Genomic DNA, 16,479 nt, shown 5'->3' with positions numbered 1-16,479 from the left:
TTCCCGCACGTAGAAGCGCCGGGTAAGCGGTTGAATTGAGGAGATTCGCACAGCTCGCGCCCGGGACATCCGATCCCTCGGATTGCGTGATGGCCAGCGGGCAGGCGCTCATCTAGAAATTTGGAGAGCGACATGTGAGGTTTCACAGCATTTAGATGACCATTCTGTCGCCGCGCGGGAACCCGGTTGTGCGCGCTGTCGAGATTTGGTTCGTCCAACCTGCACTACCGTGTAGGTTCAGCGCGTCTATATGTGGGTGGCGATAGATGTTGCGTTTGCCGTAGGACAGCAAGAGCGTTTCCGCTCCCGGTGTGGGCACCGGTATGGCAGCGCGACCTGAGGCGAACCTGGCGCCATGATGCGTTGCGACAAGGAAGTCCACCGGCCCAACGCTCGAATGAGACAGAAAGGCGCAGTCTACGTCGCCAGTCAGGAGCACTGTACGGCCACTCGATAGCGTCATCGAAACGGTCAGTCCTGCGTTATTCATACTGGCCCTTGACCCACTCGCCTGGGCAAGTTCACCGATAGGAAACGACGTCAAGGTTGCCGCCGGATGAACCAACAGCTTACCCTTCGCCGCCAGGATTCGAGCAAGACGTGCGGCGCCGGGACCCAACTTCTGATCCGGCACAATCCAGATGCAATCCATCAAGTGGGGTCGCAGGAACGCGGCATGGAGATGATCCCAATCCCAGTGTGACAGGATGACTGGAGGCTTCTCGGTGGAATCGAGGTCAAAGTTCTTGGGTGAGGTATGTCCATTGAAGGATATCGGGAAACCCACATCATAGTGAAGCAGCGCCTTACCATCCTTATCGCAAAGGGACGAAAAGCTTGCCTGCCCAACGTCCCTGACGAGCAGCGACGCGACCCCTGTTACTGATCCGAGCACATGTGAGATGGCCTGTGCGGAATTTGGCGAGGGGACGATTGCGCAGGCCGCAATAATAGTACTTGGCACAGTGACTTGCTTTGATACCGCCGAGCCAACACTTTGAGGTCTGGGGCGCCTCGGTTCGATAGGCCCATCGGATCCCAGATAAGTGATATTGCTCGTTACGCCTCGGGCATGAGCTGGATAGCCGTTGGGCTGCAGCTGTGAGTGCCAGGTGGGCAGCGACTCTGCAGAACTTTTCGGCATAACCTCCAGTGCAAACCAAGCTCCCAGTATCCCCGCCCCGCCTGCAACCTCTTCAAACCTACGGGGTGTTGTCACGATGCGAATGATTGCGAAGGGCTTCGTCACGGCCTCGTCGAACGCATTGTCGATTGCTCCTTCTACGCTATCCGCGAAATCTGCATCGACGCAGTCAAATTCAAACGAGGCGCGGGCGGCAGCGCCGATACTGAGCATGTCGACGCGAGACAGCCGGGCATAAAGCCGCCTTGCCGGAAATTCCGGTGGACGTTCAGTGAAAAAGAAGAAGTGAAAGATAGCCTCCTATTAGGCAGAGAGCCCGCCGACGGTGGACGGTCGACTCACTGCCAGCACGGACGAGGTTGACAATGTCTGCGATATAGCAAATATCGCAAAAATGACAAACCAGCAAGATATCTCGGTCGTCCTGCGCGCCATCCGCGCCAGTCTCAATCTCACTCAAGAGCAGCTTGCGGAGCGGCTGGGTGTTTCCTTCGCAACGGTGAACCGCTGGGAGGGTGGCTCCAACATGCCACAGAAAGCGGCCCGAACGACCATCGCTTCCCTCGCAGCCGAGGCGGGAATCGATATGACAAACCCTACTGCGGATTCGATGGACGCGGCAGCGGGCGTCACTCGCCGGCGCCGGGCGTCCACAGCCGCCGCCCCTTCCACGAAACCCATGGAGCAGATGCTGTGGGACGCGGCCTGCTCGATCCGCGGCGAGAAAGATGCGCCAAAATTCAAGGATTATCTGCTGCCGCTGCTCTTCCTGAAGCGGCTTTCGGATGTGTTCGACGACGAAATCGCGCGCCTTGCCGAAGATTACGGCGAGCGCGATACGGCGCTTGAGATCGCTGAGAGTGATCATTCCCTGCTGCGTTTTTACCTGCCGCCCGAGGCTCGATGGGGCGCGATCAGCGGGCGTGAGGCCATCGAGTGGCCGCTGAACGACAAGGGCCAGTCTACCCGGCCCAAGGACATCGGCGAGCACCTGACCAAGGCGGTGCGCGCGGTCGTCAAACAAAACCCGCAGCTCTCCGGCGTGATCGATGTCGTGGATTTCGCCGCCGAGCGAAACGGCGAGCGCGATATCAACCCGGCGAAGCTGCGCCTCGTGGTCGAGACGTTTTCCGATCCGCGTTATCGTCTCGGCCTTGCCGATGTTCAGCCCGATTTCCTCGGGCGTGCCTATGAATATCTGCTGCGCAAGTTCGCGGAAGGCTCGGGCCAGAGCGCGGGCGAGTTCTTCACCCCGACCGAGGTCGGCTTCCTGATGGCGCACATCATGCGGCCACGTCCTGGCGAGGATTGCCATGACTATGCCTGTGGATCGGCGGGTCTACTTGTGAAGCTGCAACTGGTGGCGCGTGAACTCGATCCAACGGCAAAGGTGCCCTTGAAGCTCACTGGCCAGGAACTTCAGGCCGAAAGCTACGCCGTGGCGCAGATGAACGGCATCATCCACGACATGGAGATCGAGATCGCCCGCGGCGATACGATGATCAATCCGAAATTCCGCACCAACGAAGGCAAGGTGCGCGGCCATGATATCGTCGTCGCCAACCCGATGTGGAACCAGCCATTCGCGCCGGATGTGTTCGCCAATGATCCGTTCGACCGCTTCCGCACCGCCGGCGGCGTCACCACCGGCAAGGGCGATTGGGCCTGGCTTCAGCACACACTCGCCTGCCTGAACGATCATGGCCGCGCGGCGGTCGTGCTCGACACCGGCGCAGTCACACGCGGCTCGGGCTCGAAGAACGAGGACAGGGAGCGCAACATCCGCAAATGGTTCGTCGATCGCGATCTGATCGACGGCGTGATTCTTTTGCCGGATAACCTCTTCTACAACACCAGTGCCGCCGGTGTAATCGTGGTGCTGAACAAGCGCAAGTCGGCCGCGCGCAAGGATAAGATCGTGCTCCTGAATGCCAGCAAACGGCTGATGAAGGGCAAGCCGAAGAACTACATTCCTGAGGATGCCATCCGACCACTCGCGGCGGCTTACCTCAAAGGTGAACCGGTCGAGAGCGAGATCGCGGTGATCACCCGGCAGCGGGCCGAAGAAGCGGACTACAATTTAAGCCCCAGCCGATGGGTTGGGCAGGCGGACGAAGCCACCCACAGGTCTATCAAAGATATCGTCGCAGATGTGATCCAACTTGATGGCCAAATGCGTATTGTCGATGCATCGCTTGCCAAATTGCTGGCCCGGTTATGATGGAAGCCTGGGAAACAAAACCGCTAGGTCAAATTGTCGCCCTTCAAAGGGGCTTTGACCTTCCTGTCCAATCGCGTAGCGACGGGGCGATCGCCGTTATTGGCTCAAATGGCCTGGTGGGCTTTCATAATTCGGTACCAACGGACGTACCAATTCCTGGGTTGATGGTTGGACGAAGCGGGAGCGTTGGAGAGATCACTTTTTGGGACACGGAATACTGGCCATTAAATACAGTACTTTATGTTAAAGACTTTCATGGAAATGACCCTCTGTTTCTAAGTTTTTGGCTTCGACTCTTTCCGTTCAAGCAGTACTCTGAGGGCGTTAGTGTTCCAACGCTCAATAGGAATAGTATAAATGACGTTCAATTTCTTCTCCCAAAACCTGACGATCAGAGAAAAATATCCATTGCCCTGACGGCGATCGAAGTGAGCATCAGGCTACAATCAGAGATCTTGTTGAAGTCGCGAGAACTCAAGCGCGCAGCAATGCGCGAATTATTTACGCGAGGGCTGCGCGGCGAAGTGCAAGTCGAGACGGAGTTCGGCCTTGTTCCCGAAACGTGGCAAACAAAGGCTCTGGATGATTGCGCTACAGTCCAGACCGGCGTTACGAAAGGACGAAAACTCACGGACGCGGAGATGGTCTGTGTGCCCTACCTTCGCGTTGCCAACGTGCAAGACGGACACCTTGATCTCTCGGAAATGAAAGAAATCCGTATTCGCCGATCCGAGGTGGATCGCTACCGACTTCAAGCTGGTGATGTGGTTCTTACGGAAGGCGGCGACTTCGACAAGCTCGGCCGCGGCTTCATCTGGCGTGGAGAGCTCGACCTCTGCATTCATCAGAACCACGTATTCGCCGTGCGGCCGGATCGGACCCGCCTTCTGCCCGAGTTCTTCGCCTACCTCGCACAGAGCGCCTACGGGAAAGCTTACTTCCTAAAGGTCGCTCACAAGACGACCAATCTCGCTTCCATCAACAGCACAAAGCTGAAGGCATTCCCCGTCCTGATTCCGCCCACGTTGGACGAGCAGCGCGAGATTGTTGAAATCCTCGACACAATCGATCGAAAGATTGACCTTCACAAGCGCAAGCATACCGTGCTCGAAGACCTGTTCAGGGCGTTGCTGCACAAGCTGATGACCGGCGAAATTCGCGTGGCTGATCTCGACCTGTCGTCGCTTGCGAGGGGCCCGACTGAGGAAGCCGCCGCATGAGCGACCTCAAGATCAGCGAAGCCGGTACCGTTCAGTTCCCGATGGTGAAGCACGCCGCTGAGATCGGCTGGACGCCGCTCGCTCCGGAAGTCGCCAAGCAGAAGCGCGGCGGCGAAGCCGGCATGCTGCTGCGCGATGAACTCGAAGCCAAGCTTTCGGACTTCAACGCGTGGCTTGTCCCCGATGCGATGCGCTCGATCGTCGAGACGCTCGATGCAATCCCGGCGACGGTGGACGGTAACCGCGAAATGCTGATGTGGCTGCGCGGCGAACGCGGCTGGTATGACGAGGCCGAAAAGCGCCATCGCCGCGTGCAGCTCATCGATTTCGAGCATCCCGACGCCAACGAATTTCACGTCTCATGGGAATGGGCGCTGAAGCCGCCCGCCCGCAAGGGAAACCGGGCGGATGTGATGTTCTGCGTCAATGGCGTGCCGGTGTGCATCGTCGAGCACAAGAACCCGAAGGATGGCGACGCCATCGAGCGCGGCATCAAGCAGTTACGCCGCTACGAGATCGAGACGCCGGAACTGATCGGCGCGCCGCAAATCTTCAACGTCACGCACCTCCTCGATTATTGGTACGGCGTCACCTGGAACGCCACGCGCCGCGACATGGCGCGCTGGAAGCAGACGCCCGACGAAGCCTATCGCTTCGCGGTTCAGTCATTTTTCGAGCATACGGATTTCCTGCGCACGCTGCAGCACTGGATTTTGTTCTATGTTCAGGACAGCGAGACGCGCAAATCCATCCTGCGCCAGCATCAGCGCCGCGCCATCGACGCGATCGTCGCCCGCTGCGCCGATCCGACCAAAACGCGCGGCCTCGTCTGGCACACGCAAGGGTCGGGCAAGACCTTCACCCTGCTGACAGCGGCAAAGCTGATCCTTGAACAGAAGGATCGTTTTCAGAATAGCACCGTCATCCTCGTCGTCGATCGCACGGAGCTCGAAGGGCAATTGAAGGGCTGGGTCGAGCGCGTGCTCGGCGAGATGCAGAACCAGGACATCGCCATCAAGCGAGCGAACACCAAGGCCGAGCTTCAGGAGCTTCTTGACGCGGATTTTCGCGGGTTGATTATCGCGATGATCCACAAGTTCGAGGCGATCCGAAAGGATTCCTCCATCCGCGACAATATCTTCGTCTTCATCGACGAGGCGCACCGGTCGGTCGCAAAGGATCTCGGCACGTATCTCATGGCTTCGGTGCCGAACGCGACGATCATAGGCTTCACCGGAACGCCGATCGCCGAAACGGAACAGGGCAGAGGCACATTCAAGATATTCGGCTATGAGGACGAGACTGGCTATCTCGACAAATATTCGATCAAGGAATCGATTGCCGACGAAACCACGTTGCCTATCAAGCATGTTCTCGCGCCGAGCGAGATAACGATACCGGTCGACCGGCTGGACAAGGAATTCTTCGAACTCGCCGCCGCCGAGGGCGTGACCGATATCGAAGAACTGAACAAGGTTCTCGACCGGGCGATAGGCCTGCGCGCCTTCCTGAAGTCGGACGATCGCGTTGCCAAGGTTGCGGCCTTCGTTGCCGAGCACTTCAGGGAAAACGTGCTGCCGCTCGGTTACAAGGCTTTCGTCGTTGCAGTCGATCGCGAAGCCTGCGCCAAATACAAGCAAGCTCTTGACAAGCTGCTGCCGCCGGAATGGACGGAGGCCGTCTATACCGAGAGCGCGGCCGATGCTGTGGATCACCCGCTCGTGGCCGAGCTTCAGCTGACCGAAGAGCGCGAGGAAGATGTCCGCCTGTTGTTCAAAAAGGCAGACAAAGACCCGAAAATCCTGATCGTCACCGACAAGCTGCTGACTGGCTACGACGCGCCGCTGCTCTATTGCCTTTATCTCGACAAGCCGATGCGGGATCACGTCCTGCTGCAGGCGGTCGCGCGCGTGAATCGCCCTTACGTGGACAAGGAGGGCATCCGCAAGCAGGTTGGTCTTGTCGTCGATTTCGTCGGCGTGCTGCGCGAACTGAAGAAGGCGCTGCAATTCGACTCGTCGGATGTCGATGGCGTGATCGAAGACCTCGATCTCCTGATGCAGGACTTCCTCGACAAGATCGCCAAGGCGTCCGCCGACTATCTCGATGCTGGCGAAGGCGGCGACGCCGACGAGCGCCTGGAACGCCTCGTCTATGGACGCTTCCTCGAACCAGAACCGCGCAAGGCGTTTTTCGAGGCCTATAAGGATATCGAAAACCTCTGGGAAATCCTGTCGCCGTCGAAGGAACTCGTCGACCACATCAGCACCTACAAGCGCTTGGCACAGCTCTATGCCGCGGTTCGCAACGCCTATGCCGACAAGATCGGTTTCATTGCCGATCTGGCCTACAAGACCCGGCAACTGGTCGAACAAAACGCCACGCAAGACGGCCTCGGCCGACTAACCAAGAGTGTAACGTTTGATGTGAAAACCCTTGAAGCCTTGCGCTCCGACAAGGGATCCGACGAAGGCAAGGTGTTCAACCTTGTGCGCGGGCTGCAGAAGGAAATCGACGACCACGCCGATGCGGCGCCCGTGCTTCAGCCGCTGAAGGACCGGGCCGAGCGTATCCTCAAGGATCTCGAAAACCGCAACACAACCGGGCTTGCCGCGATGGACCTTCTCGCGGCCTTGGCTGCCGAGAAAGACACGGCTGAAAAGGCAGCGAAGGATACGGGCCTGACACCCAAGGCGTTCGCCGCGTTCTGGGCGCTTCGAGAGAACTCAGTTCTGAAAACCAGCGGGATTGATCCGCTCGAGCTTGCCAAGGAGATCGAAAAGCTACTTGCTCGATTCCAGAACGCCAAGGTGAATCCAGATGAGCAGCGACAATTGCGCGCGTTGCTCTATCGGCCGCTAATAGGGCTTCCGAAAGAGGCCCGCGCCGGGGTGGTCGATCTGATCATTTCAAACGTGCTGGGCTAGTGTCCGCCCATGGCAAAACTGGTTTCTGATCAGGACGTATTGAAGGACCGCGTCGAACGATGGGCGGCCAAACTCAAAATCAAACCTGGCCGTGTCCGCGTGCAACGTATGACCCGTAAGTGGGGTTCTTGTTCGACCGCGGGCACCATCACGCTGGCCACTGATCTCTCGAACGAGCCCGATGATTTCCAGGATTTCGTGGTTGCCCACGAACTTCTGCACCTTCGAGTGCCCAATCATGGCCGCCTGTTCAAGGCATTGATGACGGCGCACGTCCCCGGTTGGCGGCTGCTTGACGTGTCGCGCAAGAACAGACGTTCTCTCTGATTGGCAGAACTCTGCCGTCCGCACCCGGCCCTCGCCCGGCACGCTCGTCTTCGATCCCGACGATCGACCGGAACCCAATCCACCTCGAACGATTTCTTCATCAGCAGCTTCGAAGGGAGCGCCCCGTGCCCGCACCACCCGAAATGGATGTCGTCCTCGAAAAGCTGCCTTTGAGGATCGGCGCCTATATCCCCGACGACTTGCTGGAGGACTGGTTTGCGCCGGGGACGGGCATGAATCCGGTCAGCAAGGAGGCGCTTGCCGCCGCGAAGAATTACGGTTGGCTTTTCGAATGCGAGTTCAAGCACTACCCCGACCGCAAGGAGGGCGTGTTCTGGAAGTGGGTGCCGGCGATCTGACCGGCGCTTCTCAGCCTATCGGCGTCATCACCTTGCCGGTTCCGCCGCATTCGGGGCAGGTGCGGCCGTCGATCATGCCTGACCCCGCACAGCGGCGGCAAATATTCTCGCCAGCGCCGGGAATGCCTGCGGGAACTTCGTCCGCGTTGGTTTGGCCGGCTTGCCCGGGGTTGCCCAGCAGCTTGTTTCTCAGCCGGGCGACCCAGCCTTCGTCGACCTCGAGCGGTTTGCTGCTGTCGTCCGGCAGGCCTTCGCCGGATTGGCCGATGGTTTCATTGCGCGGCCGGTCGTTCGCGCCTGTCGTGATCTTCTGAGCCATTGCCGTTGCCTCTACGCCTTGCAATTTTTTCGAACGCCTCAGCTCTGCGGAGGTTCCGGTAGCGGCCAGCCGCCTTCAGCCGGGTTTTCGCCGAGCCGGCCGCCGGCCTCGGCTGGCGAGGATGGTGGGAAGCGTGACCGGACGAAAATCCCAGCTGTCGACGCCGACGTCATACTGGCGTGTGACGGGGGCCAGCCTGCCGTGCGAATGGCCATGCAGGTCGATCGATTTCCTGCCGATCTGGTTCCAGGTGCGGAAAGGGTAATGGCAAAGGATCAGCAGGCTGCCGTCGAGCGTCAGCTCCTTGTAGTGCTGCGTGCTCGCCCAACCCGTGGCGTCGATGGTGGCCGCAGCATCGTTGTTGCCGATGATCAAATGCTTGCGGCCATGAAGAGACGCCAGAAGCGACGACACGAATGCGGCCGATCCCCTGGCAAAATCGCCGAGATGCCAGATGTCGTCGTCCGGCCCGACAGTCTCGTTCCACAACGCAATGAGGGCCCGGTCATGCTCCGCCAGCGAGCCGAACGGGCGGCGGTCGATGCGCAGAATGCGCGGGTCGCTGAAATGCGTGTCGGCGGTGAAGTAGATCATGCGCGCTCGTTGGGGCCTGTTGTCGAACTGCCGCGCATGTAAGCGCGTGGCGCACCAAGTCCATCTTGCTCTCCCCAATGCTTGCTCAACCCGCTCGATCGTCGGTTGTTCCTGTAAACAGGCCTGGGCGGCTTCCGCTCGTTGGAACATTAAGAAGGGGGAACTTTAAGAAGGGGGAACTTTGAAACGTGGGAACTTTGAAATGAGACGCAGGTTAGAATGCTTGAGGCCGATGCTCTGAAAGGACCTCGACGATGACCGACGCAGCACCTGTTGGGCGAAGCCCGGCTCAAGCGCGGGGCGATATCGACGCCGGGCGCGGAAGGGATAAGACACCGGGGATCGATCCGGCTGCGGCTCCCATGGAAACGGACGCGGAATCCGCCGGCAACGCTCCGCCGAAGAGCCCTGCCCCGCGCCATGAAACGCCGAAGTTTACCAACCAGGCGAGCTATGCCAATGCGATGCGTCCGCTGAAGGATGAGCCCGACGTCCAGCCGCGCCGATATGGGCCGGTGCTGGTGATTGCCGCCATCGTCGTGCTGGCCGCTGCGGTTTTCATCGGCGCAGCGATGCTGCGCTGAATACAACGCAGTGGCTGGACATTTTGCTTCCGGTCCGGGACCTTGTTGCCGCGCAACGTTCAGGCGCGATCGAGTCTGCAGCACATTGACCACCAACCATCAATTCTTTGCCCGAGACGCTACCATCGTCGCGCGCGACATGATTGGCGCCACGCTGCTCTTGCATGGCGTTGGCGGCATCATCGTCGAGACCGAGGCCTATCGCCCGGATGACCCGGCTTCGCACGTTTTCGGTGGCAGGACGGCGCGCAACGGCGCAATGTTCGGCGCCCCCGGCAGCGCCTATGTCTATCGCTCCTATGGCCTGCATTGGTGCCTCAATGCCGTCTGCCTGCCCGGCAGTGCCGTTCTTGTCCGCGCAATCGAACCGCAATCCGGGCTGGACGTGATGCGGGCCAATCGCGGCCTTGACGATCCCCGGCTGCTTTGTTCGGGACCAGGTCGCCTTTGCCAGGCGCTGGCAATCGACAAATCCCATGACGGGCTGCCGCTGGACGTGCCGCCATTCGAATTCAGGCAGCCGGGCGACGCCAGCGCCGTTCTAACAGGCCGCCGGATCGGCATTTCCAAGGCTGTCGATGCGGAGTGGCGGTTCGGCCTTCGCGGTTCGGATTATTTGAGCCGCAAGTTCTGACGCCGCGGCAGCGGCAGAGTAGCTGCCACGCATCACTCCTTGTCGAGATGCATGGGCGTTGTCTGTTGGCGGGCTTCCCTGGTCACCTCGTCGGCTCCGGCAGGTGAAATCCCTCGCAACGCCTTCGCGGCTTCGGTCAGGCGCCCGCGATCATTGCCGAAGCTCTTGATCAGCCGGCGGACCTGGTCGGCGGTGATGCCGTTCTGTTGGGCAAAATACTCGACTTCACGTTCATCTTCCGCGGAAACGCGATCGCGGTCGCGGAAATCTCGCTTGCTCTTATCGTCAGCCATTTTTTCCTCCTGGTGGAGCTTCGCATCAATGGCAACGTGGGCAAGCCGCTTTCGTTGCCGCGATCGGGCGGACTTTTGTGCGGCCGTGCCGACTGCCCAGGAACCATGAGGCGAGCAGCCGGTTTGGCTTGGATGCAGACCACGTTCGGCCACCAATTCATACCGATGGAGGTTACGATGACGCTCGCAAGCAAAACCACTGTAATTGCAGCCGCGCTGGCCATATTGACCGCGCCGGCATTCGGCCAGACGAGCCCGCCCGCGGCGCCGGCACCGGATCGTGGCGCGGAACAGTCGCCCGGAATGAACGGGCAGAGCAAGGATGCCATGCGCGATATGATGCGCCAGATGATGACCGAGATGCTGGAGGAGAGAATGCAAGAGGATCGCGCGCCCCGGGCGGAACGGCGCGGTCGCGACCGCTGGCATCGCGACTACAGGATGGGCCCGCCTGACCGAGGCTGGGAGACGGGTGGCCGCGGTGGCATGGGACGGGGGATGCATGGCGCGAGGATGCGAATGATGTTCGCCATAGTCGATGCCGACGGCGACGGCGCGCTTTCTCAGAGCGAAGTCCAGGATTTCGTCGGGCGGATATTCAACGCCGTCGATGAGGACGGCGACGACAGCGTCGACATGCAGGAAATCCGATCCTTCTTCCATGGAGGGGGCGCCGAGGATCAGGAGTAAGTCTCCTAGCGGTCGGCAAGGAAGCCCTATCTGGGCAGCCCACCTACGTCGACCGGGAGGATGAAAACCGCCGCTGGCAACCGGATACCGGGTTGCCCAGCAGGGAAGATGCGTTGCTTGGCTGGCCTTGCCAGGCTGAATGCCGGGTCGGAACCATTCGAGACAGCAGGAATTTGGCAATGACGGAGAAAGCTACACAGAAAACCCCCACGATCGCCCGTGTCTGGCGTGGCAGAACCTTGCCTGAGAAGGCCGACGCCTATGAAAGCTACAATTACGAGGCCGGCATCAAGCCGCTGGTCGAGAAGGCGCTGGGCGTGCAGACCTTTCGCGAGGACACGCCGACCCATTCGGAATTCGTGACGATTTCCTATTGGGAAAATGTCGAGGCGATGGCGGCGTTTACCGGTGGCGATCCGACAAAAATCCACCATCTCGAGCGGGACGAAGAGTTCCTGATCGAGCTGCCGTCGCGGGTGCAGGTGTTGCGCATCCGCTCCAGTCACGGCCGCCTGCAATAGCCCTGAGGAGCGCCGCCCTGTTCGGCCCGACCTAATAAATCGCCGTCAGGTCGATTTCGGTAATGTGCCAGCGGCCGAGATTTGAGGTGTAAAGCCTGTCGCCCTTGAAGGCGATGTTGGTGGGATGGGCGAGCGTCGTTGCCGCCGGATCCTCGACCAGCACCTCGAGCCCGCGATCTTTTCGCCAGCGATAGATACGGCTGGGCTCGTAGCATGAGATGAACAGCGAACCGTCCGGCGCGAAGGCGACGCCATCGGGAACATTGTTCACGCCCTCCACAACGAGCTGGCGAGACCCTGCCTTGCCGTCGGCAAGGATCGGTACATAGCTGACGCAGGCTGCATGGCTTTCCACCACATAAAGCCCGCTCCCATCCGGCGCCATCGCCATGCCGTTGGCGAAGGCCATGGCCTCGCTACACCACAGGCCGCCTTCGCCCATCTGCAAATCATAGCGGAAGATGCCGGAGCGGTTGTCTTCGCCGAGGCTGTCGGAAACGTAGAGCCAGCCTCGTGTCTCGTCGACGATCGGATAGTTCGGCACGCGGATGCCAGCCGAGGCGAAGCGCTCCATATGACCCGTTCCGGCATTCCAGCGAAAGATCGCCGAATGTCTCAAATCGCAGGCAAAACAGTTTCCCGCGCTATCGAAGGCGATGCCGAGCAGAAAGCCGTCCGTGCCGCCCATGTGCTCGACGGAGCCGCCATCAGCGGCGAGGCGCAGCAGGTCGCCGGTTTCGGTGCCGCACCAGATCGAGCCGTCGCGATGGATAGCCACGCCTTCCGGATGGGCGACGCGCGGGCTGGTGAAGATGCCGTCGAAGAAGACCTTCGCGGCCGACATTTCGAGCAACGGCTTTGCCATGCGCCACCCCTCTTCAGCCTGTTGCGGTATGCGACCGCTGCACGGCAATACAGCGCTCGACCATCAGCCGGTCGGCCGCCAGGATCTCGGCGATGAGCGCGCCACGCTCCTTGGCGCTGACGAATTCGAGACGGCGCAGGCCGAGCGGGTCGATCCGGTTTCGCAGGATGTCGAGCGTCTCGTTCGAGGGCAGCGGAACCTCGCGGCAATCGGCATCGAATGTCAGGGCAAAGCCGGTGACATCCTGGATCTGCTGGCGCGTCACGCCCGGCATGGTCTCGACGATAACCAATTGCCGGCTCTCCCGGTCGAGCCGAAAGATGCAAAGGTCGGTGAACACCAGCGCCGCCCCGGTCCGATAGCCCATCGGGTCGCGTTCGGCCTCTGTCAGCAAGCCGCGCGCGGAGCTGGCGATCTCGACGGTGTCGACCAGCGACTGCGGGGAGTGGCGCGGGATGTAGAGCAGATAATCGCGATGCATGTTGGCGACATCAGCCATGCCGCCCTGCCCGGGCAGCCGGATGAGGCTGCCGTCGCGCTTGCGCAGCGCAATGGTGTTGACGCGCCCGCGTCGGTCGACCTGCGCGGCACCGACGATCTCATGCGTCACGGCGCCGGCCTGATAATAGGTCGAATAGGTGTCGTCGCCGCCGGCATGGGCCACCGCCGTCCCGCAATCGAGGCTTTCGATCAGCGACAGGATCATCGGGCTCGGCGCTATGTCGAGATGGCCGCAACTCATCGTCGCGATGATCATGTCCGGCGCGTGCGTCGCCTTGGCCAGCCGGTAGGCGACATTGGCCAGCGGCGACACGGCGCCGGCGCTGGCAAAGCTGTCATTGTCGAGCTCGGCGGCGATGCGGGCAGCAATGATCTGGTCGATGGATGCTTTCTTTTCGCCGTGCACGAGCCCGGGCATTGCGAGGACTGTTTCAGCGCGGACTTTCGCAGCGTCTTGAACCCGCTCCGGCACACCCTCCGAAGGCACGCTCAGGCTGTCCGCCAAAGGTATCTCCTTGGCCGCCGCTGCCGCCAAGGCTTGATAATCCGTCACATAGAATGGCAGGCAGGAGGCGGGATAGGCGCCGCCTGGCGCCAGCGCTATGGCCGACACCTGGTTGCGGGTCAAAATGCTTTGGCGGCCGTCATGACGCAGCGCTCCGACAGGGACGATCTCCTCGACCGTGACCAGCACCTGGCGCGCCGCGCCGGCCATGGCGAAGTCCAGCGCCCGTGGTCCGATGATCTGGACATTGCCGCTCTGGTCGGCACGCTGAGCATGGACGACGAACGTATCGAGCCGCAAGGCCGGGATGACCCCGGTCGTGATTCCGTCGACCGGATCGGGCGCGGCGATCGCGCCGGGCACGCGAGCCAGCATATCCGAACCCTGCGGAAGCTGAAACGGCATTGACGGCAGGTTCTGCTGCGCTGCCCGCAACGCCTGGATCATGGCCAGCGCGGTCCAGTCGCGAACCGGCACGGCATTCGTCTCGGCAGCCGCGCGGAAGCGGGGCGGCAGGCCGAAAATATCGAGGCTGGAAAAGCAGAGGTCGATTTCCGCCACGGCATTCGCTTCGAGAAGCAGCTCGAGCGGCAGGCCGCCGGCCCAGCAGACGTAGCGCAAATCCCGTACGCCCAACCGCGCGATGGCGCGCAGCAGGGCGATCGGCAGCCGGGCAAAATGATGGCCGCCGACGCCGAAGACGTCGCCGCCGCCGACCATCGCGGCCAGCCCCTCGACATCGGTGAAGCGCGGCCGGTTCGGCTTGACCAGAGACGTCATTTCGCAGCCTTGGCCCGTGCCGCGCTCTTTTCAGCGAACGCCTTGACGCGGCGCTGGCCGATCTCGCTGCGGTAGAGACCACCCAGGACATCGCGTTCCATGGCAAGACCGTCGGCCAGATCGCCCGACACGGCATGCGCTGTCAGCCCTTTCAGCCCGTCGATCGCTGCGGCCGGTTCGGCGGCGATCATCTCGGCGAGTTCCAGCGCCCGCGGCATCAGCCTTTCGGCATCGACGATCTCGTTGACCAGACCGGCGCCGACGAACTCGGAAGCCGGCACGATGGCGCCGGTCATCAGCAGCAGATTGGCGCGGTTGCGGCCGAGCTTCTGGACGCTGCGCTGGGTGCCGCCGCCGCCGGGCACCAGCCCGAGCTTGATCTCGGGCAGGCCGAGCTTCGCGAACTGGTTGGCGATGACGATGTCGCAGCACAGCACCAGCTCCATGCCGCCGCCGAGCGCAAAGCCGTTGACCGCCGCGATGACCGGCTGGCGGTTGTTCTCGACCGCCGCATACATGCGTGTGCCCGCCATCTGGAAGGCGTCGAACTCGGCAGCTGTCTGGGCGGCGTATTCCTTGATGTCGGCGCCGGCCATAAAGCCGCGCCCCTCGCCGGTCACCACGATCGCGCCGATACCGTCATCCTGCGACAGCGCCTCGAAAACCTCGGTGATCTCGCTTTGCATCAGCCGGTTCATGGCGTTGAGCTGATCGGCGCGCCGGAAGGTGACGACCGCGACGCGCCCGGATATTTCCAAGGTGAGTGTCTGGTAACCGCTCATCGTCAGGCAGCATCCACGGTCATGTCGCCGGACGCCTCAAGCGCTGCAATCTCATCGCTGGAGAGGCCGAACTCGGCCAGTATCTCGCGGCCATGCTGGCCGACCAGCGGCGCCGGCCGTTCTATGGTAGCCGGCGTCTCGCTCATCTTGACCGCCGGCGCGACCACCCTGACCTTGCCGCCGCGCGGATGATCGTAGCTGGTGATCATGCCCAGGTGCTTCACCTGCGGGTCTTCGGCTGCGCGGCGGATGTCTTTCACCTCGGCACACCAGATGTCGGCCGCCAGCAGCCGCGCCAGCAGATCCTGCGTGGCAAACTTCCTGGTTTCGGCGTTGACCTTGTCGAACACCTCGTCGCGCTTGTCGAACAGCGTCTTCAGATCGTCGTAAACAGCAAGCTGCGGCGCCTCTAGCACCTCGTACAGCGCCTTGAACGGGCTCATGGCGATCGACACATAGCCGCCGTCGTTCGCTTCGTAGATACCGAACGGCGCCTGCATGCCGGGGTGGCCGATGCCTGAATTCGGGCGCACGAAATCCTCGCCGAGATTGAGCACGGCGACATATTCTTGGTTGAGATGCGCCAGCATGCCGGCCAGCAGATTGACCTCGATCTTCTGGCCCTTGCCGGTCTTCTCGCGATAGTAGAGCGCCGACAGGATGCCGTAGACCATGTTCATGGCACCGATCTGGTCGGCGAGGCCGGCGCCGGCCGGAACAGGAGCCTGATCGCCGCGGCCGGTGTTGGAAATCAGCCCGGACAGTCCCTGGATCAGCATGTCCTGGCCGGGGCGCTCGACATAGGGGCCTTCCTCGCCATAGCCGGAGCCGGAGCAATAGATAATGGCGGGATTGACCGCCCTGAAATCCTCGTAGCCATAGCCGAGCCTGGCGAGCACGCCGGGGCGGAAATTCTGCACCACCACATCGGCCTTCTTCGCCATGTCCATGATGATGGCATGCACCTTGCGGCTCTTCAGATTGAGCGCGATGGAGCGCTTGTTGCGGTTCCAGGCGAGGAAATTCGGGCTTTCGGAGCCGCCGACCCATTTGGCGAAGAAGGTCATGCCGCGGAACATGTCGCCGGCGCCGGCACGCTCGATCTTGATGACGTCGGCGCCCATGTCGCCGAGCAGCTGCGTGGCGAACGGCCCTTGCAGCAGATGGCTGAAATCGAGAATGCGGACGCCTTCGAGGGCCTTGTTCATTTTTG

General features: G+C 61.3%; 16 protein-coding genes. 8 read left to right on the top strand and 8 right to left on the bottom strand.

The features are described from left to right. Positions 1 to 151: 151 nt before the first annotated feature. Positions 152 to 1,357, bottom strand: a complete 1,206-nt coding sequence (locus NKH43_RS16920; RefSeq protein WP_352859107.1) for a ComEC/Rec2 family competence protein — start codon at positions 1,355 to 1,357, stop codon at positions 152 to 154. Positions 1,358 to 1,538: 181 nt separating this feature from the next. Here NKH43_RS16920 and NKH43_RS16915 point away from each other — a divergent pair, with 181 nt between their 5' ends. The 5 genes from NKH43_RS16915 to NKH43_RS16895 all read left to right on the top strand — a co-directional run bounded on the left by NKH43_RS16915 (position 1,539) and on the right by NKH43_RS16895 (position 8,198). After that, the gene (locus NKH43_RS16915) at positions 1,539 to 3,365 is read left to right on the top strand and encodes an N-6 DNA methylase (protein ID WP_352859106.1); all 1,827 of its coding nucleotides are present in this window, start codon (positions 1,539 to 1,541) and stop codon (positions 3,363 to 3,365) included. Further along, entirely contained in the window at positions 3,362 to 4,585 is a 1,224-nt protein-coding gene (locus NKH43_RS16910) for a restriction endonuclease subunit S (protein WP_352859104.1), read from the top strand. Before NKH43_RS16915 ends, NKH43_RS16910 begins: the two co-directional genes overlap by 4 nt. Continuing rightward, positions 4,582 to 7,512, top strand: coding sequence for a type I restriction endonuclease subunit R (locus NKH43_RS16905; RefSeq protein WP_352859100.1), 2,931 nt, complete (start codon positions 4,582 to 4,584; stop codon positions 7,510 to 7,512). Before NKH43_RS16910 ends, NKH43_RS16905 begins: the two co-directional genes overlap by 4 nt. 9 nt (positions 7,513 to 7,521) lie before the next feature. After that, the gene (locus NKH43_RS16900; RefSeq protein WP_352859098.1) at positions 7,522 to 7,839 is read left to right on the top strand and encodes a M48 metallopeptidase family protein; all 318 of its coding nucleotides are present in this window, start codon (positions 7,522 to 7,524) and stop codon (positions 7,837 to 7,839) included. Between the two features lie 125 nt (positions 7,840 to 7,964). Continuing rightward, positions 7,965 to 8,198, top strand: coding sequence for a hypothetical protein (locus NKH43_RS16895; protein ID WP_352846835.1), 234 nt, complete (start codon positions 7,965 to 7,967; stop codon positions 8,196 to 8,198). A 10-nt stretch (positions 8,199 to 8,208) separates the two neighbouring features. On the opposite strand, the gene NKH43_RS16890 is transcribed toward NKH43_RS16895, so the two are convergent. Continuing rightward, a complete protein-coding gene (locus NKH43_RS16890; protein ID WP_352846834.1) occupies positions 8,209 to 8,517 on the bottom strand; it encodes a hypothetical protein in 309 nt (102 codons plus the stop codon). A 75-nt stretch (positions 8,518 to 8,592) separates the two neighbouring features. Beyond that, complete coding sequence (locus tag NKH43_RS16885; protein ID WP_352859096.1) at positions 8,593 to 9,111, bottom strand: metallophosphoesterase; 519 nt, start codon at positions 9,109 to 9,111, stop codon at positions 8,593 to 8,595. A 254-nt stretch (positions 9,112 to 9,365) separates the two neighbouring features. Between NKH43_RS16885 and NKH43_RS16880 the strand changes: the two genes are divergently transcribed. Together NKH43_RS16880 and NKH43_RS16875 are read left to right on the top strand one after the other, a co-directional pair. Continuing rightward, positions 9,366 to 9,695: a hypothetical protein gene (locus NKH43_RS16880; protein ID WP_352859094.1), complete on the top strand. Its 330-nt coding sequence runs from the start codon at positions 9,366 to 9,368 to the stop codon at positions 9,693 to 9,695. Between the two features lie 85 nt (positions 9,696 to 9,780). After that, positions 9,781 to 10,329 (top strand): DNA-3-methyladenine glycosylase, encoded by a 549-nt coding sequence (locus NKH43_RS16875; protein WP_352859092.1) that lies wholly within the window; start codon positions 9,781 to 9,783, stop codon positions 10,327 to 10,329. 32 nt (positions 10,330 to 10,361) lie between these two features. Here the strand turns inward: NKH43_RS16875 and NKH43_RS16870 are convergent, their stop codons facing one another. Then, on the bottom strand, positions 10,362 to 11,285 hold the full coding sequence (locus NKH43_RS16870; RefSeq protein ID WP_352859090.1) for a DUF3606 domain-containing protein: 924 nt from the start codon (positions 11,283 to 11,285) through the stop codon (positions 10,362 to 10,364). Between the two features lie 206 nt (positions 11,286 to 11,491). Between NKH43_RS16870 and NKH43_RS16865 the strand changes: the two genes are divergently transcribed. Then, positions 11,492 to 11,833 (top strand): antibiotic biosynthesis monooxygenase family protein, encoded by a 342-nt coding sequence (locus NKH43_RS16865; protein WP_352791057.1) that lies wholly within the window; start codon positions 11,492 to 11,494, stop codon positions 11,831 to 11,833. A gap of 31 nt (positions 11,834 to 11,864) precedes the next feature. Here NKH43_RS16865 and NKH43_RS16860 read toward each other — a convergent pair whose 3' ends face one another. The 4 genes from NKH43_RS16860 to NKH43_RS16845 are packed head-to-tail and all read right to left on the bottom strand — an operon-like array spanning position 11,865 to position 16,474. Further along, positions 11,865 to 12,698 (bottom strand): SMP-30/gluconolactonase/LRE family protein, encoded by an 834-nt coding sequence (locus tag NKH43_RS16860; RefSeq protein ID WP_352791056.1) that lies wholly within the window; start codon positions 12,696 to 12,698, stop codon positions 11,865 to 11,867. A 13-nt stretch (positions 12,699 to 12,711) separates the two neighbouring features. Continuing rightward, the gene (locus NKH43_RS16855) at positions 12,712 to 14,484 is read right to left on the bottom strand and encodes a CoA-transferase (RefSeq protein WP_352591941.1); all 1,773 of its coding nucleotides are present in this window, start codon (positions 14,482 to 14,484) and stop codon (positions 12,712 to 12,714) included. After that, positions 14,481 to 15,266, bottom strand: a complete 786-nt coding sequence (locus tag NKH43_RS16850) for an enoyl-CoA hydratase/isomerase family protein (protein ID WP_352495077.1) — start codon at positions 15,264 to 15,266, stop codon at positions 14,481 to 14,483. Before NKH43_RS16850 ends, NKH43_RS16855 begins: the two co-directional genes overlap by 4 nt. Before the next feature lie 2 nt (positions 15,267 to 15,268). Then, positions 15,269 to 16,474 (bottom strand): CaiB/BaiF CoA transferase family protein, encoded by a 1,206-nt coding sequence (locus NKH43_RS16845; protein ID WP_352495078.1) that lies wholly within the window; start codon positions 16,472 to 16,474, stop codon positions 15,269 to 15,271. Positions 16,475 to 16,479 lie beyond the last annotated feature (5 nt).

It is taken from the genome of Mesorhizobium sp. M1163, assembly GCF_040318415.1.
GTDB lineage: Bacteria > Pseudomonadota > Alphaproteobacteria > Rhizobiales > Rhizobiaceae > Mesorhizobium.
This window is presented reverse-complemented; position numbering and strand designations above follow the sequence as displayed.